This window comes from Limibacillus sp., assembly GCA_037379885.1.
In the GTDB taxonomy this organism is placed as follows: Bacteria; Pseudomonadota; Alphaproteobacteria; order Kiloniellales; family CECT-8803; genus JARRJC01.
The window spans coordinates 75,744-101,900 of the sequence record JARRJC010000008.1 but is presented as its reverse complement, the minus strand read 5'-3'; the positions used below and the strand labels follow the sequence as shown (position 1 = coordinate 101,900).

General features: G+C 66.4%; 24 protein-coding genes. 15 read left to right on the top strand and 9 right to left on the bottom strand.

Annotated elements, in window-relative coordinates; all coding sequences use genetic code 11:
- Nucleotides 1-2: 2 nt before the first annotated feature.
- The 4 genes from P8X75_04410 to P8X75_04395 all read right to left on the bottom strand — a co-directional run bounded on the left by P8X75_04410 (nt 3) and on the right by P8X75_04395 (nt 4,865).
- On the bottom strand, nt 3-1,400 hold the full coding sequence (locus P8X75_04410) for a BCD family MFS transporter (protein ID MEJ1994445.1): 1,398 nt from the start codon (nt 1,398-1,400) through the stop codon (nt 3-5).
- A gap of 14 nt (nt 1,401-1,414) precedes the next feature.
- Nucleotides 1,415-2,329, bottom strand: a complete 915-nt coding sequence (chlG, locus tag P8X75_04405) for a chlorophyll synthase ChlG (GenBank protein ID MEJ1994444.1) — start codon at nt 2,327-2,329, stop codon at nt 1,415-1,417.
- 109 nt (nt 2,330-2,438) lie between these two features.
- Nucleotides 2,439-3,857: a transcriptional regulator PpsR gene (ppsR, locus tag P8X75_04400; GenBank protein MEJ1994443.1), complete on the bottom strand. Its 1,419-nt coding sequence runs from the start codon at nt 3,855-3,857 to the stop codon at nt 2,439-2,441.
- 27 nt (nt 3,858-3,884) lie between these two features.
- Nucleotides 3,885-4,865, bottom strand: a complete 981-nt coding sequence (locus P8X75_04395) for a cobalamin B12-binding domain-containing protein (protein MEJ1994442.1) — start codon at nt 4,863-4,865, stop codon at nt 3,885-3,887.
- Nucleotides 4,866-5,262: 397 nt separating this feature from the next.
- Here P8X75_04395 and bchF point away from each other — a divergent pair, with 397 nt between their 5' ends.
- The 15 genes from bchF to idi all read left to right on the top strand — a co-directional run bounded on the left by bchF (nt 5,263) and on the right by idi (nt 22,551).
- Nucleotides 5,263-5,772, top strand: coding sequence for a 2-vinyl bacteriochlorophyllide hydratase (gene bchF, locus P8X75_04390; GenBank protein MEJ1994441.1), 510 nt, complete (start codon nt 5,263-5,265; stop codon nt 5,770-5,772).
- Complete coding sequence (locus P8X75_04385; protein MEJ1994440.1) at nt 5,769-7,079, top strand: ferredoxin:protochlorophyllide reductase (ATP-dependent) subunit N; 1,311 nt, start codon at nt 5,769-5,771, stop codon at nt 7,077-7,079. The genes bchF and P8X75_04385 overlap by 4 nt, the downstream gene beginning before the upstream one ends.
- A 4-nt stretch (nt 7,080-7,083) precedes the next feature.
- Nucleotides 7,084-8,676: a ferredoxin:protochlorophyllide reductase (ATP-dependent) subunit B gene (bchB, locus tag P8X75_04380; protein MEJ1994439.1), complete on the top strand. Its 1,593-nt coding sequence runs from the start codon at nt 7,084-7,086 to the stop codon at nt 8,674-8,676.
- Nucleotides 8,651-12,394 (top strand): magnesium chelatase subunit H, encoded by a 3,744-nt coding sequence (locus tag P8X75_04375; protein ID MEJ1994438.1) that lies wholly within the window; start codon nt 8,651-8,653, stop codon nt 12,392-12,394. The genes bchB and P8X75_04375 overlap by 26 nt, the downstream gene beginning before the upstream one ends.
- Nucleotides 12,391-13,302, top strand: coding sequence for a ferredoxin:protochlorophyllide reductase (ATP-dependent) iron-sulfur ATP-binding protein (bchL, locus tag P8X75_04370; protein ID MEJ1994437.1), 912 nt, complete (start codon nt 12,391-12,393; stop codon nt 13,300-13,302). Before P8X75_04375 ends, bchL begins: the two co-directional genes overlap by 4 nt.
- Before the next feature lie 25 nt (nt 13,303-13,327).
- Nucleotides 13,328-14,029, top strand: a complete 702-nt coding sequence (gene bchM, locus P8X75_04365) for a magnesium protoporphyrin IX methyltransferase (protein MEJ1994436.1) — start codon at nt 13,328-13,330, stop codon at nt 14,027-14,029.
- Nucleotides 14,026-15,471, top strand: a complete 1,446-nt coding sequence (locus P8X75_04360; protein ID MEJ1994435.1) for a BCD family MFS transporter — start codon at nt 14,026-14,028, stop codon at nt 15,469-15,471. The genes bchM and P8X75_04360 overlap by 4 nt, the downstream gene beginning before the upstream one ends.
- Nucleotides 15,472-15,490: 19 nt before the next feature.
- Nucleotides 15,491-16,264: a photosynthetic reaction center subunit H gene (gene puhA, locus P8X75_04355; GenBank protein ID MEJ1994434.1), complete on the top strand. Its 774-nt coding sequence runs from the start codon at nt 15,491-15,493 to the stop codon at nt 16,262-16,264.
- Nucleotides 16,261-16,980 carry a photosynthetic complex putative assembly protein PuhB gene (gene puhB, locus P8X75_04350; protein MEJ1994433.1) on the top strand — a complete coding sequence of 240 codons (720 nt, stop codon included), beginning with the start codon at nt 16,261-16,263 and terminating at the stop codon, nt 16,978-16,980. The genes puhA and puhB overlap by 4 nt, the downstream gene beginning before the upstream one ends.
- 27 nt (nt 16,981-17,007) lie before the next feature.
- Nucleotides 17,008-17,481, top strand: coding sequence for a photosynthetic complex assembly protein PuhC (gene puhC / locus P8X75_04345; protein MEJ1994432.1), 474 nt, complete (start codon nt 17,008-17,010; stop codon nt 17,479-17,481).
- A complete protein-coding gene (locus P8X75_04340) occupies nt 17,478-17,801 on the top strand; it encodes a hypothetical protein (protein ID MEJ1994431.1) in 324 nt (107 codons plus the stop codon). Before puhC ends, P8X75_04340 begins: the two co-directional genes overlap by 4 nt.
- Nucleotides 17,798-18,862: a magnesium-protoporphyrin IX monomethyl ester (oxidative) cyclase gene (gene acsF / locus P8X75_04335; GenBank protein ID MEJ1994430.1), complete on the top strand. Its 1,065-nt coding sequence runs from the start codon at nt 17,798-17,800 to the stop codon at nt 18,860-18,862. Before P8X75_04340 ends, acsF begins: the two co-directional genes overlap by 4 nt.
- 32 nt (nt 18,863-18,894) lie before the next feature.
- Nucleotides 18,895-20,670, top strand: a complete 1,776-nt coding sequence (gene puhE / locus P8X75_04330) for a putative photosynthetic complex assembly protein PuhE (protein ID MEJ1994429.1) — start codon at nt 18,895-18,897, stop codon at nt 20,668-20,670.
- Nucleotides 20,671-20,767: 97 nt separating this feature from the next.
- Nucleotides 20,768-21,979, top strand: coding sequence for a 5-aminolevulinate synthase (gene hemA / locus P8X75_04325; protein MEJ1994428.1), 1,212 nt, complete (start codon nt 20,768-20,770; stop codon nt 21,977-21,979).
- The gene (idi, locus tag P8X75_04320; protein ID MEJ1994427.1) at nt 21,976-22,551 is read left to right on the top strand and encodes an isopentenyl-diphosphate Delta-isomerase; all 576 of its coding nucleotides are present in this window, start codon (nt 21,976-21,978) and stop codon (nt 22,549-22,551) included. Before hemA ends, idi begins: the two co-directional genes overlap by 4 nt.
- A 168-nt stretch (nt 22,552-22,719) precedes the next feature.
- On the opposite strand, the gene pufC is transcribed toward idi, so the two are convergent.
- The 5 genes from pufC to pufB form a co-directional block, all read right to left on the bottom strand.
- Nucleotides 22,720-23,748, bottom strand: coding sequence for a photosynthetic reaction center cytochrome PufC (gene pufC, locus P8X75_04315; GenBank protein MEJ1994426.1), 1,029 nt, complete (start codon nt 23,746-23,748; stop codon nt 22,720-22,722).
- On the bottom strand, nt 23,745-24,722 hold the full coding sequence (gene pufM, locus P8X75_04310) for a photosynthetic reaction center subunit M (protein MEJ1994425.1): 978 nt from the start codon (nt 24,720-24,722) through the stop codon (nt 23,745-23,747). Before pufM ends, pufC begins: the two co-directional genes overlap by 4 nt.
- 13 nt (nt 24,723-24,735) lie before the next feature.
- Nucleotides 24,736-25,560: a photosynthetic reaction center subunit L gene (pufL, locus tag P8X75_04305; GenBank protein ID MEJ1994424.1), complete on the bottom strand. Its 825-nt coding sequence runs from the start codon at nt 25,558-25,560 to the stop codon at nt 24,736-24,738.
- A 130-nt stretch (nt 25,561-25,690) separates the two neighbouring features.
- Entirely contained in the window at nt 25,691-25,873 is a 183-nt protein-coding gene (pufA, locus tag P8X75_04300; protein MEJ1994423.1) for a light-harvesting antenna LH1, alpha subunit, read from the bottom strand.
- 12 nt (nt 25,874-25,885) lie between these two features.
- Nucleotides 25,886-26,110, bottom strand: coding sequence for a light-harvesting antenna LH1, beta subunit (pufB, locus tag P8X75_04295; protein MEJ1994422.1), 225 nt, complete (start codon nt 26,108-26,110; stop codon nt 25,886-25,888).
- Nucleotides 26,111-26,157 lie beyond the last annotated feature (47 nt).

Here is a 26,157-nt window from a genome sequence, read left to right as displayed (position 1 = left end):
GGCTACAACCTCTGCTGCGCGGCGGGCGCGGCTGCGCCGGACGGACCGCTGGGAAGGAGTGTGCCGGTCTCCGCTTCGGGCTCCGGCGTGGCAGGCGAAGGGCGGGTCAGCTTGAGGGCGAGCCGGGCGGAGAACAGGAAGAGCGTCGCCTCCAGCGCGAAGACGATGGCATAGGCCTCGCCGGGCGCCAGCAGGAACTGGCGCGCGAGGTCGACGCTCGCCGCGCCCAGAAACCCGCCGAGCCCGAAGGCGATCGCCTGGGCCGCGCCCCAGAGGCCCATGCGCAGACCCTCCCGGCGCCTACCGCCGCGTCCGGCCAGCGCCATCATCGAGGAGATCGCGGCGACGGCGAAGGCGCCGTTGGCCGCGCCCAAGAAGAATACGTTGGTCTTAAGCGGCCAGGCCCCGCTCATGACCCCGCCGGTGGCGAGCAGATAGAGCGCGACGGCGGAGGCGAGGCAACCGCCGGCCGTCCAGAGACGCAAGACCTCCGCCCGGCCCTGCCCGAAGCGGGTCGCGAGCACCGCCGCCAGGATCATGCCGACGAAAACGCCGCCATGCTGCACGCCGGAGAGCTGGGTCGACTCGCCCGGCGTCATGCCAAAGCGCAAACCCGCGAAGGGTTCGAGGATCAAGTCCTGAGCGCTGTAGGCCAGCATCGACAGGAAGACGAAGACCGTGAAGCGGCGCGAATGCTCCTCCCCCCAGACCTCCTTGAGGACGTCGGCGAAGGCCGGGCGCTGCCTGGTTTCTGCGCTATTCACAGCAGCGCTTGCCACCGGGGCGCGTCCTTCGACCCGCCAAAGCGCCAGGACCGTCAGGGTGAGCGCGCCGGCCGCGGTGACCGCTGTCACCATGACAAGCCGCTCCGGCGAATAGGGATCCAGGAAATGGCCCGCCAGTCCGGCGGTGACCGCAAAGCCCGCGATCATCATCAGCCAGACCACCGTGGCCGCCGGTGCGCGCCGCTTGGCCTCGACCCGCGTTGCCAGAAGCGCCAGGAGGTTGGTGCCGGCGGCCCCGACTCCGACGCCGATCAGGAAGAAACTAACCACCGCGACCGCGATGCCAGTCGCCTGCATCTCGCCCATCATCGCGGTGCCGAGCGAAGCGCCGACGCCGCCCAGGGCCAGGACCGCCATGCCGCCCAGGATCCAGACCGAGCGCCGCCCGCCGACGTCCGCGCCATGTCCCCAGCGGGGCCGCAGCATCTGAACGGCGTAGTGGAAAGCGACGAGAAAACCGGGAAGCGAGGCGGCCAGACCCAACTCCACCACCATGACGCGGTTCATGGTCGAGGTGGTGAGCACGACGATCGCGCCCAGGGCGGTCTGCACCAGACCCAGGCGAAAGATGCCGACCCAGCCGAGGGGAGGCGCGGAAGTCAGCGCAGACGCCATGGACCCCGCCCCCTTCAGTATCCGCCGGTCATGAGGCCGCGCACCGCAAAGGCGCTGACCAGCATGCCGAGAACGTAGAACAGGACGCCCGTGCCGTTGTAGGGCGCGGCGCGCTCCTTCGGCTTGGCCATGAGCCAGGGCATCAAGGCGATCTGCGCGGCGAGCAGGACGCCGACGCCTCCGGCGAACCAGAGCCGGTCCCAGGACAGCAGCAGCCCGACCACCACCACCTGCGGCAGGGCCATGACGACGCAGGCCACCCAGGCCGCGCGCTCGACCCCGAGCGCAGCGGGCAGGGAGCGGATGCCGAGCTGCCGGTCGCCCTCGACCGCCTTGAAGTCGTTCAAGGTCATGATGCCGTGCGCGCCGATGGAATAGAGAACCGCGAGCGTGATGATCTTGGGATCGGGCAGCGCGGCGCTGACCGCGGCGGCGCCGGTGAACCAGGGCAGCCCTTCATAGCAGGCGCCGACGGCGGCGTTGCCCCACCAGCCATTCATCTTCAAGCGCAAGGGCGGCGCGCTGTAGGCCCAGGCGAGCGCCAGGCCGACCAGTCCGGCCACGAAGACCCACGGCCCCAGAAGCCAGGCGAAGCCTGCCGACAGCAAGGTCCAGATCAGCGCGATGTAAAGCCCCCAGCGGCCTGGGATGCGGCCCGAGGGAATGGGCCTCTGCGGCTCGTTGATCGCGTCCACGTGACGGTCGAACCAGTCGTTGACCGCCTGACTGCAGCCACAGATCAAGGGGCCCGCGAGGATCACGCCGCCGATCGCGCCCATCCAGTGGATGCTCAAAGACTGTCCAGAAGAAATGACACCGCAGGCGTAGGCCCACATGGGGGCGAACCAGGTGATCGGCTTCAAGAGTTCCAGCACGACGCCAGGGGAGGCGCGCGTTGAACGACCAGCAGTTCCGACCGTGTTCACCATCGGAAAATCTTAGACACGACAGGAGGTAGCGTCAACTTTTGTTGACACTTAGCAGGCGTATTTTGGGAGGCCGGAAGTCCGCGCTCGAGGGCCCGGGGAGCCGTTCGGCTCAATCGTCGTTGGCTTCGCTCTCGCTGATGCCGTGACGGTGCAGCTTCATGTAGAGACCCTGGCGGCTGACGCCCAGCATTTCCGCGGCGAGCGCGCGGTTGTTGCTGGTCAGCGTCAGCGCCGTCTCGATGCAGAGCCGCTCGATCACCTCGGTCGTCTCCTGGACGATCTGCTTCAAGGGCACACGGCCCACAAGATTGGCGAGTTCGTTGGCCGAGCGGGTAATGCCGACTTCGCTCCTGGGTTCGCTCAGCAGGCGCTGACTGACATCGCGGATCAGGAAGCCGATGCAGGACTGCTCGCCGTTCTGAACGAAGACGGCCGACATCTCGACTTCGCGCTCGCTGTCCAGCTCACCGCTCAAGGTGGAGCGGTAGAGCCTGAGACTTCCCCGCTCCTGAAGGTTGGAGAGCGCGAGGTTGAGATCGACGCCGGGCCGCCCCAGCCAGCGCGACAGCGACTGGCCGATGACCTGGGACATGGTGGCGCACTGAGACATCTCCAGGAAGGCCGGGTTGGCCGACTGAACGACGCCCGACGGATCGGTGATCACCAGGGCGTCGCTGGATTGTTCGAGCACGCTCAAGAGGCGCGAGGTCTCTTCCGTGGTCTTGGGCGCCCCCTCGCCCGCACCTTCCATCTCTTCCAGGCGGATCAGGAAGAAGACGTCGCTGTCCTGACGGAACAGGGAGGCGGAAAGAGCGTAACGGGTCTTCTTGTCCACGCCCAGGACGTTGAGCTTCTGGGAGGTGCCCGTGGCCGAGAGCCGGTCCATCATGGTCCGGATCGCCTCGTTGTCCGCCTTCTCGAATTCGCGCGGGAAGGTGGAGCCGACCAGGCGGTTGTTGTTCTTGCCGAGGGCGGCGACCGCGGCTGGGTTGGCGTCGATGATGCGGCGGCTGCCCGCGTCCACGATCAGCACGGCCTCGCCGGCGACGTGGAACAGCAGACGGTAGCGCGTCTCAAGATGGCGCAGGCGCGCGTAGTCGCGCTCGATCGCGTACTGCGCCTGCAGGAGGCGCTGCTGCAAGGCCGCCAGGGAGCGGAGGTCGCGCCCGAAGGCAACGATCTGATTATCGGGCGAAAGCCGGACGGCGGAATAGATGATCGGCGTGTCGGCCCCTTCGTTCGAGGCGTAGTTGACCTGCCGCCATTTGCGCAGATCGGGCTGCCCCGCATCGCGCATCAGCATCTCGATCTTCGGCTTGCTTTCCGTGGTGACGGTGTCGATCCAGGGCTTGCCCACCCACTCCTGGCACCCGGCTATGTCCAGCCCGTCGTTGCTGATCGCCAGGTCGCGCACGATGCCTTCCTGATCGATGATCAGCGATATGTCCGAGGCGGCGGCCAGCAGAGCGGCAGCCTTTTCCGCGTCAATATCGCCTAACGACGATTCAGGGGCATTGAAGTGCTTCACAGTCGCTCCAAGAAATTTAAGAGAAGGCTAATTAATTTGGTTTCCCATTTGCTTACCTAGCGCGCCTTGGTAGTCGACGTGGCCAGCGCCCGCAAGGTATTTCTCAGCGAGGTAGACCGCCTCGGGGCCGCCTTGCGCGGCGGCGTCGGCGCCAACCTCTTCGATCAGATCGGGTTCTTTCTGGAAGGCGAGGCCGCCGACGAGCACGAAGATATCCCGGTTCCGTGATGCTCTTCTGAGCGCCAGAACGCCCGAGCGCGCCGAGTCGCGCCAGCGGCTGTCGCTCATCGATAGGCCGATTACCGCGAACCACTCCTTCTTCACTCTGGCGACCAGCTCCTCGGCATAAGCCGTGGCCATGGCGCCTTCCACTTCCCAGCCCCCGCGCCTCAGATGATCCTCGATGACCAACAGGCCGAAGGTGTGCTGTTCTCCGGGCACGGTCGAAAGCAACGCCCGGCGCTTTGCGCCCGTCTTGACCATCGGCGGCGCGGCCATGCGGCCCAACTCGCGCATGATGGTCTGCAGGTGTCCAAGACCGACCGTGACCGAGACGAAATCGCTTTCGTCCGTTTCCCACAGTTCGCCGAGACGCCGGGCGACCGGGGCGAGGAGATGCATCAGCAACTGGTCGCTCTCCGCGCCGCGCCGTCTTAGGCGCATGACGAACTCAAAGCAAGTCTCGTAACTCGAACCAAGTGTCAAGTTCGTTAGTCGTTCCACCTCGTCTTCGCCGACAATCACTCCACTACCCTCCCCGGGGTCCTGATCAAGCCGGCGCGTACGATGCGCCAGCATCAGTCGAGGGATGATCTCGCCCTCTATGAGTTTCAGGAAGCCCTCGATCGGTTTCGATCCGGCTTCCTTGCCCCCTGTGGTTAGCGCCCTGCCCTCAGCGGGCTCTGGCGGCGTTGGATTCTTCGGGCGGATCGTCTTCCCCGCCGGGGTCTTGTTAGCGACATACCTGCCGGAACCCTTGGATTTCTCCGTTTCCCTTAGCTTGGGCATGTTGGTCCCTCCCTTGAGAACCGAGACGCCTCCCGTTCTGCTTATTGCTCTTTAGCAGGCGTCTTCTTCCATGAGGACCAGGTGCCAAGATTTATCAGGAGCCTCGATATATCCGAGTATCAGGTCCTTACCTTCCGCCGGGTCCGCGGAACCTTTCAAACCGCCGATCCGGAAACATGCTCTCTACTGTACACGGCTTTCCACGGTACCGCTGAGAACTTTCAGCATGACCGCTTCGCCATCATTTGTAAATCTAGAATGACGTCAAGTTTGATTGACAGACCCCTTTCCCAGAGTCTTTAATTCTTATGCCGGCTCCCGCGCATTCGAAAGCCGCCCTTCGATGGGTCGAAACGGCGGCGGAGAGCGGAAAGTCCGGCAGGAACGGGGAAAGACATTGCAAGATCCCGGCACAGCGCTCCAAGGCGGCCTCTACAGCGAGGCGGAGCGGCAACGCAGAGACGAGACGCCCTGGACCTTGGTTCAGGGCATTCTGGCGCCGATTCAGTTCGTGGTGTTCCTGGTCAGCTTGGCTCTGGTGCTCCGTTATCTGATGAGCGGAGAGGGATTCCTCGCAGCCTCCCTCTCGATCGTCGCCAAGACCCTGATCCTCTACGTCATCATGGTTACCGGCTCGATCTGGGAGAAAAAGGTCTTTGGCCGCTACCTCTTCGCGCCTGCCTTCTTCTGGGAAGACATGGTTTCCATGCTGGTGCTGGCGCTGCACACGCTCTACCTGGCCGCCTTCGCGCTCGGCTGGTTCACGCCCGAGATGCAGATGGCCATCGCGCTGGCGGCCTATGCCGCCTACGCCGTCAATGCCGCCCAGTTCCTGATCAAGTTCCGCATGGCCCGGCGCGACCGCCCGGCCTCCAGCCCCGGCCTGATGGAGCCGAGCCGCTCATGACGCCTGACGACCTCAACCCCGGCGGTTACGCCGACCTGACCGACAGCGCCGAGAGCCCGGTCGAGACCGGACGCCCGGTCCTGCGCGAACGCGGCCAGCGCGAGGTCTTCTGCGGCCTGACCGGCATCGTATGGCTCCACCGCAAGATTCAAGACGCCTTCTTCCTGGTGGTCGGCTCGCGCACCTGCGCGCATCTGATCCAGTCGGCGGCGGGCGTGATGATCTTCGCCGAGCCGCGCTTTGCGACCGCGATCCTGGGAGAGCGAGACCTGGCCGGCATGGCCGACGTGAACGAGGAGTTGGACCGCGAGGTGGCCCGCCTGCTGGAGCGCCGCCCGGACATCAAGCTGCTGTTCCTGGTCGGCTCCTGCCCCTCCGAAGTGATCAAGCTCGACCTGGGCCGCGCCGCCCAGCGCCTTTCCAAGCAGTTCACCCCGGACTGCCGCGTCCTGCACTATTCGGGCAGCGGCATCGAGACCACCTTCACCCAAGGCGAGGACGCCTGCCTTGCCGCGCTGGTCCCCGAGGCCCCCGAAAAGCAGGACAGCGCCGAGTCGCTCCTGGTGGTCGGCTGTCTCGCCGATGTGGTGGAGGAGCAGTTCCGCCGCCTCTTCGCCAAGATGGGGATCGAGAAGGTGGATTTCCTTCCGCCGCGCCGCTCCTCCGAGATGCCGGCGATCGGGCCCGGCACCCGTTACCTGATGGTCCAGCCCTTCCTGGGCGACACCCAGCGGGTGCTGGACGAGCGCGGCGCCGAGCACATCCCCGCGCTCTTCCCCTATGGCGAGGAAGGCACGACCGAGTGGTTGCGCGCCGCCGCCAAGGCGTTCGGCGTTTCCGACGAGACCTTCGTGGAGGCCACCGCCGCGGGCCGAGAGCGCGCTCGCCGCAGCCTGGAACGCCACCGCGCGGCGCTCTCCGGCAAGCGCATCTTCTTCTTCCCCGATTCACAGCTGGAAGTGCCGCTGGCGCGTTTTCTTCAGCGCGAGATGGAGATGGAGCCGATCGAGGTCGGCACCCCTTATCTGAACCGCCAGCTGCTGGCGCAGGAGCTTTCGCTGCTGCCCAAGAGCCTGCAGCTCAGCGAGGGCCAGCACGTCGACAGGCAGCTCGACCGTTGCCGCGCAGCGGCCCCCGATCTGGCCGTCTGCGGCCTGGGGCTCGCCAACCCGCTCGAGGCCGAGGGCCTGCGCACCAAGTGGTCCATCGAGCTGCTGTTCACGCCCACGCAAGGCTACGACCAGGCCGGCGACCTCGCCGAGCTTTTCGTGCGCCCGCTGCACCGGCAGACGCTTTTGAGGGTCTAGAGGAATGCAGCTGACCTTGTGGACATACGAAGGACCGCCCCACGTCGGGGCCATGCGGATCGCCAATTCCATGCGCGACCTGCACTTCGTGCTGCATGCGCCGCAGGGCGATACCTACGCCGACCTTCTCTTCACCATGATCGAGCGCAACGAAAAGCGCCCGCCGGTGACCTACACCACCTTCCAGGCCCGCGACCTGGGTTCCGACACCGCCAGCATCTTCAAGTCCTCCTGTCAGGAGGCCTATGAGCGCTTCAAGCCCTCCGCCCTGCTGGTCGCCGCCTCCTGCACCGCCGAGTTGATCCAGGACGACCCCATGGGGCTCGCCAAGGCGCTGGACCTTGAGATTCCGGTGGTCGGCGTGGAACTTCTGGCCTACCAGCGCAAGGAGAACTGGGGCGCCTCGGAGACCTTCTATCAGCTGATCCGCACCCTGGCCTCGCCCTTCCGCCCGGCGCCGGGCGAGAAGCGCCCGGAGCGCCAGCCGGGAACGCGGGCGCGCTGCAACGTCCTGGGCCCCACCTCGCTCGGCTTTCGCAACCGCGACGATGTCACGGAAGTGGTGAAGCTGCTGGAGCGTCTGGGCGTCGAGATCAACCTGATCGCCCCGCTGGGCGCCAGCCCCGAGGACCTGACCCATATCGGCGAGGCCGACTTCAACGTCGTGCTCTATCCCGAGATCGCGGCCACGGCGGCACGCTGGCTGGAGCGCAACTTCCACCAGCCCATGACCAAGACCGTGCCGATCGGCGTCGGGGCCACCCGCGACTTCATCAAGGAGGTCTGCGAGCTGGCCGGGATCGACGCGCCGAGCGACGAGCTGGACTCGCGCCTGCCCTGGTACTCGCGCTCCATCGACTCGACCTACCTGACCGGCAAGCGGGTCTTCATCTTCGCCGACGCCACCCATGCCCTGGCCGCTGCGCGCATCGCGCACGAGGAGATGGGCTTCGAGGTGGTGGGCCTCGGCACCTACAGCCGCGAACAGGCCCGCGAAGTGCGCGAAGCCGCCGAGGCTCTGGGCCTGGAGGCGCTGATCACCGACGATTATCTGGAGGTCGAGGCGGCGGTCGCCGAGTTGCAGCCCGAGTTGCTCTTGGGCACGCAGATGGAACGCCACATCGCCAAGCGCCAGGGCGTGCCCTGCGCGGTGATTTCCAGCCCCGTGCACGTGCAGGACTTCCCCGCCCGCTATTCGCCGCAGGCCGGCTTCGAAGGCGCGAACGTGATCTTCGACACCTGGGTCCACCCTCTGATGATGGGCCTGGAAGAACACCTTCTGCGCATGTTCCAGGAGGACTTCGAGTTCACCGACGGCGCCGCGCCCTCCCACCTGGCGAGCGAGCATGGCCGCGCCGTTGCGAGCGCCAAGCGGGAAGAAACTCAGTCTGAAGAAACACAGCCCAAGGAAGCGCCGTCCGAACCCTCGGAAGGCGCGCTTTCCTGGGACAAGGAGGCCGAGCGCGAGCTGGGCCGCATCCCCTTCTTCGTGCGCGGAAAGGCGCGCCGCAACACCGAACGATTCGCCGCCGATCAGGGCGTGAACCTCATAACCGTAGAGACGCTGTACGATGCCAAGGCCCACTTCAGCCGCTGACGCGACAAAGGTACGCGTCGCCATCGTGACCCTGGACGGTCACCTGGCGAGCGCCGTGCAGCGCGCCGAGCGCCTGCTGCGCCGCGAGCTGCCGGGCCTTGAGCTGCGTCTGCACGCCCTGGCGGAATGGAGCGGCGATCCCGACGCGCGCGAGCGCTGCCTGGAGGACATCGAAAAGGCCGACATCGTGCTGGCGACCATGCTGTTCATGGAGGACCACATCCAGTCGGTCCTGCCCGCGCTCCAAGCCCGCCGGGACAGCTGCGATGCCATGGTCGCCTGCATGTCGGCGGGCGACGTCATCAAGCTGACCCGTCTGGGCGACCTCAGGATGGACGGCGAGGCCAAGGGCATCGTCGGCCTGCTGAAGCGCCTGCGCGGCGCCAAGAAGAAGGGCGGCGGCGCCGGCGCCCAGCAGGTCGCCATGCTGCGCCGCCTGCCCAAGATCCTGCGTTACATCCCCGGCACCGCCCAGGACCTGCGCGCCTACTTCCTGACGCTGCAATATTGGATGTCGGGCAGCGACGAGGACGTGGCCAACATGGTCCGCTTCCTGCTGAACCGCTACGCCGCGGGCGAGCGCGCGCACTTCAAGGGCGCGCTGAACGCCGGCGAACCGCAGATCTGGCCGGACACGGGGCTATATCACCCGCGCTGCAAGGCGCGCATCACCGAACGCCTTTCCGATCTGCCCAAGCCCAAGGGCCCGCTCAAGGGCACGGTCGGGCTGCTGATCATGCGTTCCTACGTGCTGGCCGGTAACTCCAAGCACTACGACGGCGTCATCGCCGCCCTGGAGGCGCGCGGCCTGAAGGTCGTGCCCGCCTTCGCCAGCGGTCTGGACGCACGCCCGGCGATCGAACGCTTCTTCATGAAGGACGGCAAGGCGACGGTCGATGCGCTGCTCTCGCTCACCGGTTTCTCGCTGGTCGGCGGCCCCGCCTACAACGACAAGCAGGCCGCCGAGGAAGCGCTCGCCGGGCTGGACGTTCCCTACGTCGCCGCCCACGCCTTGGAGTTCCAGAGCCTGGAGACCTGGGACCAGTCGACCCACGGCCTGACCCCGGTCGAGGCCACCATGATGGTCGCGATCCCCGAGCTCGACGGCGCGATCTCGCCGATGATCTTCGGTGGGCGCAGCGATGCCGCGGCGGACGGCCGCAGCCGCGACATGACGGTCCACGAGGAGCGCGCCGAGAAGCTGGCCGCGCGCATCGAAGCGATGGTCCGGCTACGCAAGACGCCCAAGGCCGAGCGCAAGCTCGCCATCGTGCTGTTCAACTTCCCGCCCAACTCCGGCTCGACCGGCACGGCGGCCTACCTCTCTGTCTTCGCCTCCCTGATGAACACCCTGAAAGCCTTGAAGGCGGAGGGTTATGACGTCGATCTGCCGGAGTCCCTGGACGCGCTGCGCCAGACCATCCTGAAGGGCAACGCGGCCACCTTCGGCGCGGACGCCAACGTGCTGGAGCGTATTCCGACCGACACCCACCTGCGCCGCCAGCCCTGGCTGAAGGAGATCGAGGCCGCCTGGGGCCCGGCCCCCGGCAAGCACAACAGCGACGGCGCTTCCATCCACGTGCTGGGCGCGTCCTTCGGTAAGGTCGTGGTCGGCGTGCAGCCCGCCTTCGGCTACGAGGGCGACCCGATGCGCCTGCTGTTCGAAGGGGGCATGGCCCCGACCCATGCCTTCGCCGCCTTCTACGACTACCTGCGCGAGGACTTCGGCGCGGACGCCGTGCTGCACTTCGGCACCCACGGCGCGCTGGAGTTCATGCCGGGCAAGCAGACCGCGCTTTCCGGCGCTTGCTGGCCCGACCGCCTGATCGGCAGCCTGCCGAACTTCTACCTCTACGCCGCCAACAATCCCTCTGAGGGTGCGATCGCCAAGCGCCGGTCCGGCGCGACGCTGGTCAGCTACCTGACGCCGCCGGTCGCCAAGGCGGGGCTCTACAAGGAACTGGAAGACCTGAAGGCCTCCATCGAGACGCGCCGCCACCTGAAGCCCACGCAGAGCGAGGAGTTGGCCGAGCTGGCCGCGCTGATCGCCGAACAGGCCGCCGGGCTGGACCTGGTCCCGGCGGGAGAAGACTGGGCCGGGGAAGACTGGGCCGGGGACCCCGAGGCCGGAATCGACCTGCTGCGCGCCAAGCTGCGAGAGCTGGAAGAAACCCTGATCCCCTATGACATGCACACCCTGGGCGAGCCCTTCGCCCGCGAGCAGCGCATCGAGCTGCTGGACGCCCTGGAAGAGCCGGGCGGCGAGCCGGGGCGGAACGCCCATGTGTCACGCGCCGCGCTGGAAATCCTGGTCGACGGCGGCGGCCTGGAAGCCGCGCGCCGGAAGGATCTGGAATGCGGCGGCGCGGGTGACCGCGAGCGGTTGGCCGCGTTGGCGCATATCTCCGGCCTGCTGGCCGAGAACCGTGAGATTCCCTCCCTGATGCATGCGCTGGACGGCGGGTTCGTCCGCCCCGCGCCGGGCGGCGACCTGCTGCGCAAGCCGGAGATCATGCCGACGGGCCGCAACATCAACGCCTTCGACCCCTACGGCCTGCCCAGCGCCTTCTCCGTCGCGCAGGGCGCGCGTCAGGCCGAGCGCATCCTTCAGCGCCACCTGGACGAGGGCAAGAGCCTGCCGGAGTCGGTGGCGCTGGTGCTCTGGGGCACCGACAACCTGAAGTCGGAAGGCACGCCCATCGGCATCGCCCTGGCGCTGGTCGGGGCCAAGCCGCGCTTCGACGGCTACAAGCGGCTGGTCGGCGCGGAGCTGCTGCCGCTGGAGAGCCTTGGCCGCCCGCGCATCGACGCGGTGGTGACGCTTTCGGGCATCTTCCGCGACCTGCTGCCGCTTCAGACCAAGCTGCTGGCCGAGGCCTTCTATCTGGCCGCCGCCGCGGAGGAGCCCGAGGAGCAGAACTTCGTGCGCAAGCACGCGCTGGCCTACATGGCCAAGCACGAGGGCTGCAGCCTGGAAACCGCCGCGCTGCGCATCTTCTCCAACGCCGAGGGCGCCTACGGCGCGAACGTCAACCATCTGATCGACAGCGGCGCCTGGGACGAGGAGGACGAGCTCTCCAACGCCTTCATGACCCGCAAGTCCTTCGCCTACGGCATGGGCGGCAAGCCGCTCTGCCAGCGCGAGCTGATGTCCGACCTCTTCTCCTCCGTCGATCTGGCCTACCAGAACCTGGAGTCGGTCGAGCTGGGGGTCACCTCGCTGGACTACTACTTCGATACGCTGGGCGGCATCAGCCGCTCCGTGGCGCGGGCCCGCGGGAAAGCGCCGGACGTCTATGTCGGCGACCAGAACACCAGCGACGGCAAGGTGCGGACCCTGTCCGAGCAGGTCGCGCTGGAGACCCGCACGCGGATCCTGAACCCCAAGTGGTACGAGTCGATGCTGAGCCACGGCCACGAGGGCGTGCGCCAGATCGAAGCCCACATCACGAACACCTTCGGCTGGTCGGCGACCGCCGACGCCGTGGCCCCCTGGGTCTACGAGAAGGTGACCGAGAAATTCTTACTGGACGAGGACATGCGCAAACGCATGGCGGCGCTGAACCCGGTCGCGTCTGCTCGTCTGGCCAATCGCCTTCTTGAGGCGAGTGAGCGCCGCTACTGGCAACCGGACGAGGCCACGCAGGCCTCTCTGCAGGAAGCGGGTGAGGAGCTGGAAGACCGGGTCGAAGGAATCAACGGAGAGGTAGCGGCATGAACTACATGAGCCAGAGACTGCGCGCAGCAGCGGGCAAGAGCGGCCGCGAAGACGGCGAAGGCAGCGTCCAGGTCCATTCGGAAGTGCCCATGGAAGTGGACGGCGCGAAGGTTTTCGCGATCTACGGCAAGGGCGGCATCGGGAAGTCCACGACCTCCTCGAACCTCTCGGCGGCCTTCTCGAAGCTGGGCAAGCGTGTCCTGCAGATCGGCTGCGATCCCAAGCACGATTCGACCTTCACCCTGACCGGCCGGCTGGTGCCGACCGTGATCGACGTCCTGGAGACGGTGGACTTCCATACCGAGGAGCTGCGCACCGAGGACTTCGTCTACGAAGGCTACAACGGCGTGATGTGCGTTGAAGCCGGTGGCCCGCCCGCGGGCACCGGGTGCGGCGGCTACGTGGTCGGACAGACCGTGAAGCTGCTGAAGGAGCATCACCTGCTGGAAGACAGCGACGTGGTGCTGTTCGACGTGCTGGGCGACGTGGTCTGCGGCGGCTTCGCCTCGCCTCTCCAGCATGCCGAGCGCGCGGTGATCGTGGCCGCCAACGACTTCGATTCGATCTTCGCCATGAACCGCATCGTCGCGGCCATCCAGGCCAAGGCGAAGAACTACGACGTGCGCCTGGGCGGCGTGATCGCCAACCGCAGCAAGGACACCGACGAGATCGACCGCTTCAATGAGGCGGTCGGCCTGAAGCGCCTCGCGCACCTGCAGGACGTGGACGCCATCCGGCGCAGCCGCCTCAAGAAGTGCACCCTCTTCGAGATGGAGGATTCGCCGGAGGTGGAGCAGGTCCGCAACGAGTACATGAAGCTCGCCGCCACCCTCTGGGCCGGCACCGAAGAGCTGAACGCCACCCCCATGAAGGACCGGGAGATCTTCGATTTCCTCGGCTTCGACTAAGACCGGAAGGAGACGGACAGCCGCCATGCAGAGCGCCAGCTATCAGACTCGACGCCAGGAACTGGAGACCTACTTCGACCGCACCGCGGCCGAGGCCTGGGCGCGTCTGACCTCCAGCGCCCCGGTCAGCGGCATCCGCGCCACGGTGCGCGCCGGGCGCGACGAGATGCGCACCACCCTGCTGTCCTGGCTGCCCGACGACATGAAGGGCCTGCGCCTGCTGGACGCGGGTTGCGGCACGGGTGCGCTGGCCATGGAAGCCGCCGCGCGCGGCGCGGAAGTGGTGGCGGTCGACATCTCCCCCACTCTCGTCGGCCTTGCGCGTGAGCGCGCCGCCGAGCGCCTGCCGGGTGCGAAGATCACCTTCCTGGCGGGCGACATGTTGAACCCGGAGCTGGGCCACTTCGACCACGTGGTGGCCATGGACTCCCTGATCCACTACCGCGCCGCGGATATGACCGGGATGCTGGCGCGGCTGGCCGAGCGGACCCGCGGCTCCCTGATCTTCACCTTCGCGCCGCGCACCCCGGCCCTGACCGTCATGCACACGGTTGGACGCGCCTTTCCGCGCGGCAACCGCGCACCGGCGATCGAGCCCATCGCGGAGACCAAGCTGCGCGGCCTGATCGAGGCCTCGCCGGATCTCGCGGGTTGGCGCTGCGCGCGCAACCACCGGATCACGACCGGATTTTACATGTCTCACGCGGAGGAGCTTCTACCGAGATGACCGACGCGCCGATCAGGGTCAGCAATCTTTGGACGCGGGTGGGCCTGCGCTTCCTGCCGTTCGCGGACGCCGCGAGCGAGCAGTTGCCGCTGGGCCGGCTCCTGCGCCTCTCGCTGTTCCAGATTTCCGTCGGCATGGCGGTGGTGCTGCTGAGCGGCACGCTGAACCGCGTCATGATCCTGGAGATGAGCGTCCCGGCCTGGCTGGTCGCGCTGATGATCTCCCTGCCGCTGGTGACGGCGCCCTTCCGCGCCCTGATCGGCCACCGCTCCGACCATCACCACTCGGTGCTGGGCTGGAAGCGGGTGCCCTACATCTGGCTCGGCACGCTGCTTCAGTTCGGCGGCTTCGCCATCATGCCCTTCGCCCTGCTGGTGCTGGGCGAGGGCCCGACCCAGAACGTGCTCGCGGGCACGCTGGGCGCCGGGCTCGCCTTCCTGCTGGCGGGCGCGGGACTGCACACCGCCCAGACCGCCGGCCTTGCGCTGGCCAACGATCTGGCGCCGGAGGAAGACCGCCCCCGGGTGGTCGCGCTGCTCTACGTCATGCTGCTGGTCGGCATGGTGGCGAGCGCGCTGATCTTCGGCCTGCTGCTCGACTCCTTCTCGCCCAAGCGCCTGATCCAGGTGATCCAGGGTGCCGCAGCCCTCACCATGATCCTCAACGTGATCGCGCTCTGGAAGCAGGAGCCGCGCATTCCCCTGCGGGGCGAGGCACCGCAGCGTCCCAGCCTTTTCGAGGCCTGGGCCGAGTTCCGGGGCAAGTCCAATCCGACCCGCCTGCTGCTGGCCATCGGCCTGGGCAGCGCCGCCTTTTCCATGCAGGACGTCCTGCTGGAGCCCTATGGCGGCGAGGTCCTGGGCATGACCGTGGGCGAGACCACGGCGCTGACCGCCTTCCTGGCCGGTGGTGCGCTTCTGGGCTTCATGCTGGCCGCCCGGCGGCTTTCGGCGGGGGCGGAGCCGCACCGTTTGGCGGCCATCGGGCTGCTGGCCGGAATCTGGGCCTTCTCAGCCGTCATCTTCGCGGGCACCGTGGAATCGGCCCTGCTGTTCCGCATCGGCAGCTTCCTGATCGGCTTTGGCGGCGGGCTCTTCGCCGTCGGCACCCTGACCGCCGTCATGGCGCTGGCCAGCGAGGGCTTCAGCGGCCTGGCGCTGGGCGCCTGGGGCGCGGTGCAGGCCACGGCGACCGGCCTCGGCTTCCTGCTGGGCGGCGCCCTTCGCGACCTGATCGCGGGCCTGGCCGTCAAAGGACATCTGGGCGAAGCCCTGCAGAACTCCGTCGCCGGTTACGCGGCGGTCTATCACATCGAGATCATCCTGCTCTTCCTGACGCTTATTGCGATCGGGCCCTTGGCGCGCCACCAGGAGCGGGACAACGACGGGCGCGCTTTGGACCGGCGGCAGCGGGGTTTCGGCCTCGCGGACATGCCGAATTAACAAGCTTTCGGAGGGAAAAATGGAAACCGGAGCTATTAATGACTACATCGACGTCGCTCAGCTGACGCTCTACGCCTTTTGGGTCTTCTTCTTCCTGCTGATCTTCTACATCCGCAAGGAAGACCGCCGCGAAGGCTATCCCTTGGAGAACGACGTTCAGACCGGCCGTCCGGCGAAGCCGAGCCGCCTTCTGATCCCCGATCCCAAGACCTTCCATCTGCCCGACGGCAGCACCAAGCAGGCGCCCTCGCCCGAGCCGGAGCGGCAGATCAACGCCACCCGCACGGCGGTCTGGTCCGGCGCGCCCTACGTGCCGAACGGCGACCCGCTCAGCGCCGGTGTCGGCCCGGGCTCCTACGCCCAGCGGTCCAACAAGCCGGACGCCGACCTGCACGGTCAGCCCCGCATCGCGCCGCTGCGCAGCGCCGGGTCCTTCTCGGTCGCCGAAGAGGATCACGATCCGCGCGGCATGAAGGTGGTCGGCGCCGACGGCAAGGTCGCCGGTGAGATCACCGACGTCTGGGTCGACCGTATGGAGATGCTGGCCCGCTACTTCGAGGTGAAGCTCGGGGGCGAGGCGGGCGGCACGGTGCTGCTGCCGGTGACCTTCTCGAAGGTCGACGGCCGTCGCGGCAAGGTGCATGTCAGCGCCCTCTTCTCCGATCAGTTCGGCGGCGTTCCCGCGCTCGCCAACCCGGATCAGGTGACGCTGCTGGAGGAAGACCGGATCACCGCCTACTACGGCGCCGGCACCCTCTACGCCTCGCGCCAGCGCACAGAGTCGCTGCTATGAGCCCCAGGGACCATCAGCACGACGACTTTGCGTTCGAGCCCATCCCCGGGCTGCCAAAGCGCCTGCCGCCGGAGGAGAAGATCCTCTGGCGGGGCGCACCGGCCTGGAGCCGTCTTGCGCGGCGCGCCTTCCACATCCGGAAGATCGCCGTTTACTTCGCCCTTCTGTTCGTCTGGCAGGTCGGGGCACGGGTCCTGGAGGGCGCCGCACCCGCGGAGGTCTTCTCCAGCGCCACCTGGATCCTGACCATGAGCGCCACGGGCCTCGGCATCATCGCCCTGGTCGCCTGGGCCATGGCGCGCGCGACCATCTACACGCTCACCAACAAGCGGATCATCATCCGGACCGGCGTCGCCTTGCCGGTCACGATCAACATCCCCTTGAAGCTGATCCAGGCCGCGCGCCTCAACCGCAACGCCGACGGCAGCGGCGATCTCGCCATGAAGGTCGATCCCGAGCAGCGCGTCTACTACAGCCTGCTCTGGCCCAACGTGCGTCCCTGGCACCTGGCCAAGCCGGAGCCGATGCTGCGCGCGCTGGACGAGGTCGACCCGGTGGCCGAGTTGCTGACCGAGGCGCTGACCAAGGAGACGCTGCTCGCCCAGGCCGAAGAGACAGGTGAGAGCGTCACGACCGAGGCCAAAGGCCCGGCCAAGGAAAAGCCGCAGCGCGGTCCGGCCCACCTGGGCGAGGGCTACGGCGCGGCCGCCGGCTGACGCGAACCCCAGAGGATAGGTGAAGAGATGACGGCAGAAACCCACGATAACCCGCAGCTGGAGCGCTTTCCCAAGCCCGTCCTTATCGGCGCGGGCGCTGTCGTGGGTCTCGCCCTTCTCTTCACCACCCTGGTGCGCCTGGAGGTGATCGACGCAGGTCAGAGGCCCGAGAACCGCGTCGAGGTGATGAGCCGCTCCATCCAGTTCGAAGACGGCAAGAGCGGCGAGGTCATCGTGCGCGACGCCAAGAGCGGCGAGGAGATCGAGATTCTGGAGCCGACCAGCAACGGCTTCCTGCGCGCGACCATGCGCGGCCTGGCCGGGGAGCGCAAAAAGGCCGGCGCCGGTCCGGAGGCCGCCTTCGACTTGAAACTCTGGGAGAACGGCGGCCTGTCGCTGATCGACCCGGTGACCGGACAGGAAGTGGCGCTCGGCGCCTTCGGCGTGACCAACGCCCGCGTCTTCGCCCGCTTCCTGGGAACCCCGCAGGTGAAGCCATGACCGAACGGACACACTCAAACCTGATGCAGACCCTCTTTGGACGCAGCCTGGAAGTCGGCTGCCGGATCGAAGTGGTCAACAAGTTCGAAAGCCTGGCGGCGCACGTCGAGCTCGATGAGCCGATCGCCCTGCGCCCCGGCGACAGCATTCACGTTCACGGCGAGCCGATCGCCGTGCCTTACGGCGAGAGCGCCAGTTTCACGCGCCGCGCGGACGTGCGGCTCGCAAGCGCGCTCGAGCGCCTCTTCGCCCGCCTGGCGGGCCACATGCAACCCCTCGAACTCCTCGAGGTGAGCTTTTCTTCCGGGAGGAAGCTATGACCATCGAACAGCTCTCGCTCAAAAGCGAAACCACGGAAATGGCGCAGGAGAACACGGTTCTCAGCCCGCGCTTCTACACCACCGATTTCGACGAGCTGGACGCGATGGACGTAACGCCCGTCCGCAAGGAATGGGACGTGCTGATCGCCGAGCTGGAAGCCGACACCAACAAGCATCACTTCAAGCGCAACGATAAGTGGGATCAGCCCCGGCTGGAGGACCTGCCCGACGGCCTGCGCCGGGAGTTCACCGACTTCCTGGTCTCCTCCCTGACGGCCGAGTTCTCCGGCTGCGTGCTCTACGCGGAGATGAAGAAGCGCGGCACCAACCCGGACATCTGCGCGCTCTTCAAGTACATGGCCCGCGATGAATCGCGCCATGCCGGCTTCATCAACGACGCCCTGAAGGACTATGGCATGGGCGTGGACCTGGGTTATCTGACCAAGTCCAAGCGCTATCACTACTTCAAGCCCAAGTTCATCTTCTACGCCACCTACCTGTCGGAGAAGATCGGCTATGCGCGCTACATCTCCATCTACCGCCAGCTTGAGCGGCATCCGGAGCTGCGCTTCCACCCGATCTTCATCTGGTTCGAGCAGTGGTGTAACGACGAGTTCCGCCATGGCGAGGCCTTCGCGCTGCTGATGCGCGCCAACCCCAAGCTGCTCCAGGGCCACAACAAGCTCTGGGTGCGCTTCTTCCAGCTGGCCGTCTACGCGACCATGTACGTGCGCGACCACGCCCGGCCGGAGTTCCACAAGGCGCTTGGCCTGGATCCGACCGCCTACGACATGCAGGTCTTCCGCATCACCTCCGAGATTTCCAAGCAGGTCTTCCCGGTGCTGCTCGACCTCGACGACCCGCGCTTCGCCAAGGGGCTGGAGCGCCTGCGCCGCATCAACGAGGCCATGAGCCGCGCCCAGGAACAGGGCGGGGTCCTCGGCAAGCTGAAGCAGGGCGGGCTGGCGCTGGCCGCCGCCGCCGTTTTCGGGCGGCTCTACATCCTGCCCGCCAAGAGCAACGAACTGCCGGAGGAAAGCCGGCTGAGCCCGGCCTGGTAAGGGCTGGCGACTGAATAAGGACCGATAATCCCATGTGGGACTACGCCGCGCCGATCCTTTTCGCCCTCTTCGTCTGGTGGTTCTCCACCGGGGCGATCATCTATTTGGACGGCCTGCCCAGAAAGACCTTCAAATGGTCGATGCTGGGCGCGACGGCGATCCTCACCGCCTCTCTCTACGGCCTTCACGCGACCGCGCAGGACGCCAGCGTCAGCGGCGCTTACTGGGCCTTCACCTTCGGGCTTCTGGCCTGGGGCTGGCAGGAGATCTCCTTCTACATGGGCTATGTCACCGGCCCGCGGAAGACCGTCTGCCAGGAGGGTTGCAGCGGCTGGCGCCACTTCCTGCACGCCATCGGCACCAGCCTCTATCACGAGCTGGCGATCATCGCGAGCGGCGCTGTCGTGGTCTGGCTGACCTGGGGCGCGCCCAATCAGGTCGGCACCTGGACCTTCATCGTGCTCTGGTGGATGCATCAGAGCGCCAAGCTCAACGTCTTCCTGGGCGTGCGCAACCTGAACGAGGAGTTCCTGCCCGAGCACCTTCAGTTCCTGCGCGGCTTCTTGAAGAAGAAGTCCATGAACCTGCTGTTCCCGGTCTCGGTCACGGTCTCCACCGTGATCGCCGGCATGATGGTCGAAAGCGTGATCGCAGCGCCCGCCGGTTCCTTCGAGTCGGTCGCCATGATCCTGCTCTCCACCATGATGATCCTCGCGATCCTGGAGCACTGGTTCCTGGTGGTGCCGCTGCCCGCCGCCAAGCTGTGGCACTGGGGCCTGAAATCGCGCGGCGAACAGGCCAGCAAGCCCGTGGACGTCACCATCGCCGCCGGCTTCCTGGGCGCGGGCAAGACCACCTTCCTGCGCCGCCTGATGCAGGGCGCGGGAGAGCGCCGCACGGTGGCCCTGGTCAACGATTTCGGCGAGATGGGGATCGACGCCTCGCGTCTGGGCAACCGGGGCGCGGAGGTCGTGGAACTGCCGAACGGCTGCATCTGCTGCTCGCTGCGCGGCGACCTCGCCAAGCAACTGGTGAAGGTGATGAAGCGCTATCAGCCCGAGCGCATCCTGATCGAGCCCAGCGGCGTGGCCGACGTGACCTCTCTGCTGGCGGTCCTGAACCGTCCGGACATCCGCCCCCTGCTGGGCCAGTTGCATCTCTACACCCTGATCGACGCGGCGGCCTTCCTGAAGGACTACGCCAACCTGCCCGACTACTTCGAGATGCAGGCCGAGGTGGCGCCGGTCTTCGTGATCAACAAGACCGATCTGGTGGGCTCGGCGGAATTGGCCACGGTCAGCTCGACGCTCAGCATGCTGAACCCCCGGGCCCACGTGGTCACCGCGCGCTTTTCCATGATGGACGAAGCGCTGGACCCCGACCGCGCGCTGGTCGCGCTGATGACGGCCGCCAAGGCCGAAGAGGACCAGGACAACGCCCGCGACCACGCCGAGGACCACGGGGCGGGCAAACATCACGAAGACCACGCGCATCATCACGACCTGGAGCAGACGCTGGGCTTCACCTCCTGGAGCACGACGCTGTCCGGCTTCTATGAGGCCGAGAGCCTGGAGCGCCTGCTGTCATCGGCGGCGCGCGGCGATTATGGCGAGATTCGCCGCCTCAAGGGCCTGGCCCACAGCGGCGAGGGCTGGATTCTTTTCGAACTGGCGGGAGGGCGCAGCTACATGACCGCCTTCGCGCCGCAGGGCGAAGAACGCGCAAGGGTCATGGCGATCGGCAAGATCACCGCGCCCGAGCGCCTGAAAAGCGATTTGGAGGCCTGCGCGCTGCAGGCCGCCGAGTAGGGGGCGGAGGCTTTCAAATGGCGTCGGGGGACGCCGGCAAAGCTCCGCTTGAACGGGAAACGAGGTTTTAAGACCAATACCCACGGGGAGACGGACCATGGAATACGAAGCTTTCTTCCAGGCACGGCTGGATCAGATCCGCGACGAAGGGCGTTATCGCATCTTCGCCGAGCTCGAACGCCACAACGGCGCTTTCCCGAAAGCCTGCCAATACTGCGAGGATGGCGAGCGCGAGGTCACGGTCTGGTGCTCCAACGACTACCTCGGCATGGGCCAGCACCCCAAGGTCCTGAGCGCGATGCACGCCGCTCTCGACCGCTGCGGAGCGGGCGCCGGCGGCACGCGCAACATCTCCGGCACCAACCACCACCATGTGCTGCTGGAGCGCGAGCTGGCCGATCTGCACGACAAGGAAGCAGCGCTGCTCTTCACCTCTGGCTACGTCTCCAACTGGACGGCGCTCTCCACCCTGGCAGCGCAGATGCCCGGCTGCGTCGTGTTGTCCGACGAGTTGAACCACGCCTCCATGATCGAAGGCATCCGCCACTCCCGGGCCGAGAAGACCCTCTTCAAGCACAACGACCCGGAAGACCTCGACCGCCAACTGGGTGAGCTGGACCCCGATCGCCCGAAGCTGGTGGCTTTCGAGTCCGTCTACTCCATGGACGGCGACATCTCCCCGATCGCCGAGATCTGCGACGTGGCCGAGGCGCATGGCGCCATGACCTATCTGGACGAAGTCCACGCGGTCGGCCTCTATGGCCGGCGCGGCGGCGGCATCTCGGAGCGCGAGGGCGTGGCCGAGCGACTGACCGTGATCCAGGGCACGCTGGGCAAGGCCTTCGGCGTGGTCGGCGGCTATGTGACCGGCTCGGCCGCGATCTGCGACTTCCTGCGCAGCTTCTGCTCCGGCTTCATCTTCACCACCGCCCTTCCCCCAGCAGTGGCCGCGGGCGCGACCGCCTCGATCCGCCACTTGAAGGAGAGCTCCGCTGAGCGCCTTCGCCAGGGTGAGCGGGTGGCGCTGGTGCGCCGCCGCCTGATGGCCGCCGGCATCCCGCTGATGGACAACCCCAGTCACATCGTGCCGGTCATGGTCGGCGATCCGACGCTCTGCAAGCAGATCAGCGATGAACTGCTGGCGCGCTTTGCGATCTATGTCCAGCCGATCAATTATCCGACCGTGCCGCGTGGGACAGAGCGCCTGCGCATCACCCCCTCGCCGGTTCACAGCGACGCCGACGTGGACAAGCTGGTCACCGCGCTCTCCATGATTTGGGGAGAGTTGGGGCTGGAGCGCGCTGCATGATCCGCACGAAACCGGGCGAGCGGGCCCGGGACGGCGGTCTCGACCGCTCCTTGACGGCCAAGATCCCGGCCATCGCCGAGGACGGCAGCTTCTACCCGATGGGCAAGCTGGAGGCGCATGAGCGCGGCCAGCTCCACCAGGCGGTATCCATCTTCCTGTTCCATGAAGACAAGCTGCTGCTGCAACGCAGGGCGGCCGGCAAGTACCACTGTCCCGGTCTTTGGGCCAACACCTGCTGTTCCCATCCCCACTGGGAGGAAGAGCCGCAGCGCTGCGCCCACCGCCGTCTGCGCGAGGAACTGGGCGTCTCAGCGCCGCTGCGCGCGGTCGGGGAGACCCGCTACCGAGCCGAGGTCGGCGGCGGCCTGATCGAGAACGAACACGTCCACCTCTTCGTCGGACGGCTGGAGAGCGAAAGCCCGCGCATGGCCCCAAACCCCGAAGAGGTCAGCGAGACACGCTGGGCCAACGCCCAGGAACTGCACAGGGAGCTGTCGGAAGCCCCCGAGGGTCTCGCCCCCTGGTTCCGCATCTACCTCAGCCGCTGGCCCGACCTCGACATCGGCCGCTAGGGCGGCGCTTTTCCTCCTTAGTATCGAGCTTCGCCACCGCCGCCTTAGCGGCGGCTGCGTTATTCCGCCTCTTCCGGATTCCAGGCAAAAAGAGAGGAGGCCGATTCTTGGCCTCCTCTATGGGTGGTGAACTCCGGTGAGGGTCGGAGTTTGGTTCGCTCCTTCCAGCTAGTTGGCCGGGCGGAGCGAGGGGAAGTCCTCTACCATCTTGGTGCCGTTCAGAGGCTTGTTGACCCCGTTGTGGCAGGTCGTGCAGTAGGCCTTGGGCGCGTCCCCAGCCGGGCCGAGACGGTTTTCCGGAAGGGTCGTGCCGAGCGGCACCAAGTATTCATTGTTGAGATCCCGCACCATCTGGATGCCATGCCAGGCGGTCATGCGCGCCGGCGAGCTCTGACCCCAATCCGCGAAGTTGCGCGAGTTGTGGCAGTAGGCGCAGTTGACGCCCAACCCCTCTGACATGTGGATCATGAGGGAATAGGTCCGTTCGGTGAGCTGGATCGAGGTGTTGGCGCCGGCCGGCAGAGCCGACCCGGTCGCGACACGGATCTGTCCGTCCTCGAGCAGCAGCGGTGTGAAGGGATCGTAGTTGAGCGAGGTCAGGCCCACGTTGACGCCGGCCACGTTCTGACCCTCGCCGCGATAGCCCGCCATGCCCTTGGCGCCCTTCGGACCGTCGCCCGAGAACCAGATCTCGGCCGGGACGTTCTGGCCGCGGTGACAGGTGTAACAGGTCACACCCGTGTCCGCGACGTGGTCGGTCCAGTCCACGTTGATGTGCTGGGTCATCTGGATCATCCGGCGTGAGACGACCTTGGTGTAAAGGCTGTCGTCGGCCAGGTTCTCCAGATTGTGGCAGTAGCCGCAGCCCTCTTCCGGGGCGACCCACTCGGTGATGTGGGCCATCAGCCGCGTGAACTGAGAGTCCGGCAGATCCCCCAGCACCTGGACGTTCTCATAGACGTCCTTGGCCAGCGGTTCGTCGGCGATCGGCTCGTAGGGGTAGATCGGCTCCGGGGCCATGTTGGCGGCCACGGTGGCGGCGTTGCCGCCCTTGTCCACCGTCTCGACCAGGCCGACGCCACGGTAGCCGAGCTGGCTGCTTTCCGCGGGCGGAAGGTTCCAGCCGGAGGTGAAGACCATGGCGATGGTCAGTAGCGAGCCAACGACCGCCAGCCCTGCAATTACATAGGGTTTCATTGTGCTGCTCCTCCCATGCTGGGATCGGTCACGCCCGGATAGATGTCCGGATAGCCCGGCACCACCCCATGCTTCTGCGCCCAGAGGTACCAGTCATCCACGACCGTGCCGGTCAGGAGGATGCCGATGCCGCCGGTGAGCGGGGTCAGGACCGCGAACCACCAGGCCCAGCGGTGGATGGATTCCATGGAGGCGTTGAAGCCCATGGTCCAGCGCCAGAAGAGAGCGGCGCGCTCCGAGGCCGTGCCACGGTCGGTGATCTGCTCGATTTCACGCTCGCCGCCATAGCGGCTGACCGCGAGGATCGTCGCGCCGTGCATGGCGAACAGCAGGGTCGAGCCGTAGAGGAACACGATCGAGAGACAGTGGAACGGGTTGTAATAGAGGTTCCCGTACTGGATCGAGAAGGCCGTGGTCCAATCGAGGTGCGGGAAGATGCCGAAGGGCACCGCTTCCGACCAGGTCCCCATCAGAATCGGGCGGATGAAGCCCAGCACCAGATAGAGCCAGATGGCCGAGGCGAAAGCCCAGGCGACATGGGTTCCCATGCCGAGCGCGAGCGCCCGGCGGTAGCTGCGCACCCACCAGAGCAGGATGGAGGCCGTCAGGAAGAAGCCCGCGATCAGCCACCAGCCGCCTTCGGCGAGAGGGGGCAGAACCTTGAGGCCGTACTCCGCCGGCGGCGGCTCCAGCGCCAGCCAGGGAAGCTGGCGGACGAACTCGACAGGGTCCCAGCCGACCGAGGCCCACATGTTGAGGCCGATGATCTCGATCGCGATGAACCCGAAGATCAGCGAGATGACGCCGGTCCAGCCCAGATAGATGGGGCCGAGCTGGGCGTTGCCGATCTTACCGATCCAGTAACTGAAGCCCGGCGTGCCGATGCGCTCGCCTTCGCCCCTGCCGAGGGGAATGCCGAGTTCCGGCGCGCCCCTGACTTGGACTTGCGTGAATATATTCTGGTAGTTCGCCATGACGCGCCCTCCCTTAAGACCAGATCGGCAGGTTGAGCCACCAACCCCACCATTCCGGCCAGCCGCGATCCCAGAAGGGTCCGCTGATCACGATGCACACAGCACTCCAGAAACCCGCCGACAGCGCCAGGAAGAGACCCAGGCGGTGGATGCCGAGCGTGCCGATGGAGTAGCCGATGAAGTCGCGGAAGTAGGTGTCCTCGTGCTCCGGCGTCTTGACGCTGTGGCCCTTGGCGGGGTTGACCGCGGAGAGCACCAGCGAACCGTGCAGCGAGAGCGCCAGCGTGGTGGTGAAGAAGAAGGTCACCCCCAGCATGTGCGCCGGATTGTAGTGGAAGTGCAGGAACTGGTATCCGACGTTCGACACCCAGTCCAGGTGACTGAAGATGCCGTAGGGGAAACCGTGGCCCCAGGCGCCCAGCAGCAGCGGGCGGATGACCACCAGCGTCACGTAGGCGAAGATCGCAAAGCCGAAAGCGAAGGGCACGTGATATTGAATGCCCAGCTTCCTGCAGATCTCCACTTCCCTCAGCGCCCAGGACACGAACGCGCCGATGGCGCAGATCGTTATGATCTGCCACAGCCCGCCCTCCTTGAGGGGCGCCAGTCCCAGGCCGTATTTCAGGTCGGGGGGAGCGATGGATATCTGCCACAGATTCCAGGTGGGTCCCAGTGCAGCGCCATAGACGATCAAGGCCGTACCTAGCGTGGCAAAGAAGATCGTGGTGACCCCGAAGAAGCCGACGTAGAACGGCCCGATCCAGAAATCGAAGAGATCGCCGCCGATCAGGGTTCCACCCCTCACGCGATATCTCCTCTCGAAGCTCAGCATCACCATCGCTTCATCCTCCGTCCGGTAAGCGCCCGCGCACAATGCGCCGGGCAACGAATTAGAGAGGTGGAGGGCACGGGAGTTAGTCCCTTGTCGGGGACCGCGCCCCGTGCCCACTACCGTGTCACGGGCGTGGTTAGCCCGTCATGGTGTCCAGCTGAGTCTGGACCTCGGTGGCGCTCGCCATCGGGCCTTCGATCCAGTTGAAACGATCCGTGCTGAGCAAGATGAAATGAATCAGCAATGCCAGCACAAACAGGAACGCCGCCATTGCAACCAGCATCCTGCGGGGATCGAAGAGAAGCCAAATCCTCCACATCTTCTTTCCTCCTTAAGCCAGGAACGATTGCACGCTGGTCAGCGCACTGTTCACGCCATCCATGTAGGATGCGTAGCCATCGACGGACGGCAGCCAGGGACGCCACATCCAAGCAAGGATATGGGCCACGACTGCGACCACCGTGAAAATGATGAAACCCTGCATGAAGTACTTGTGGAATGCTTGGGCTTCATCTGCCGTGAGACCGCTAAGGGTCTCGGAGCGGTTGTCGGCCATAGGCTCTACCTCCGCTATTGCCTTCCGGCAGTTACCGCGATCTTCCC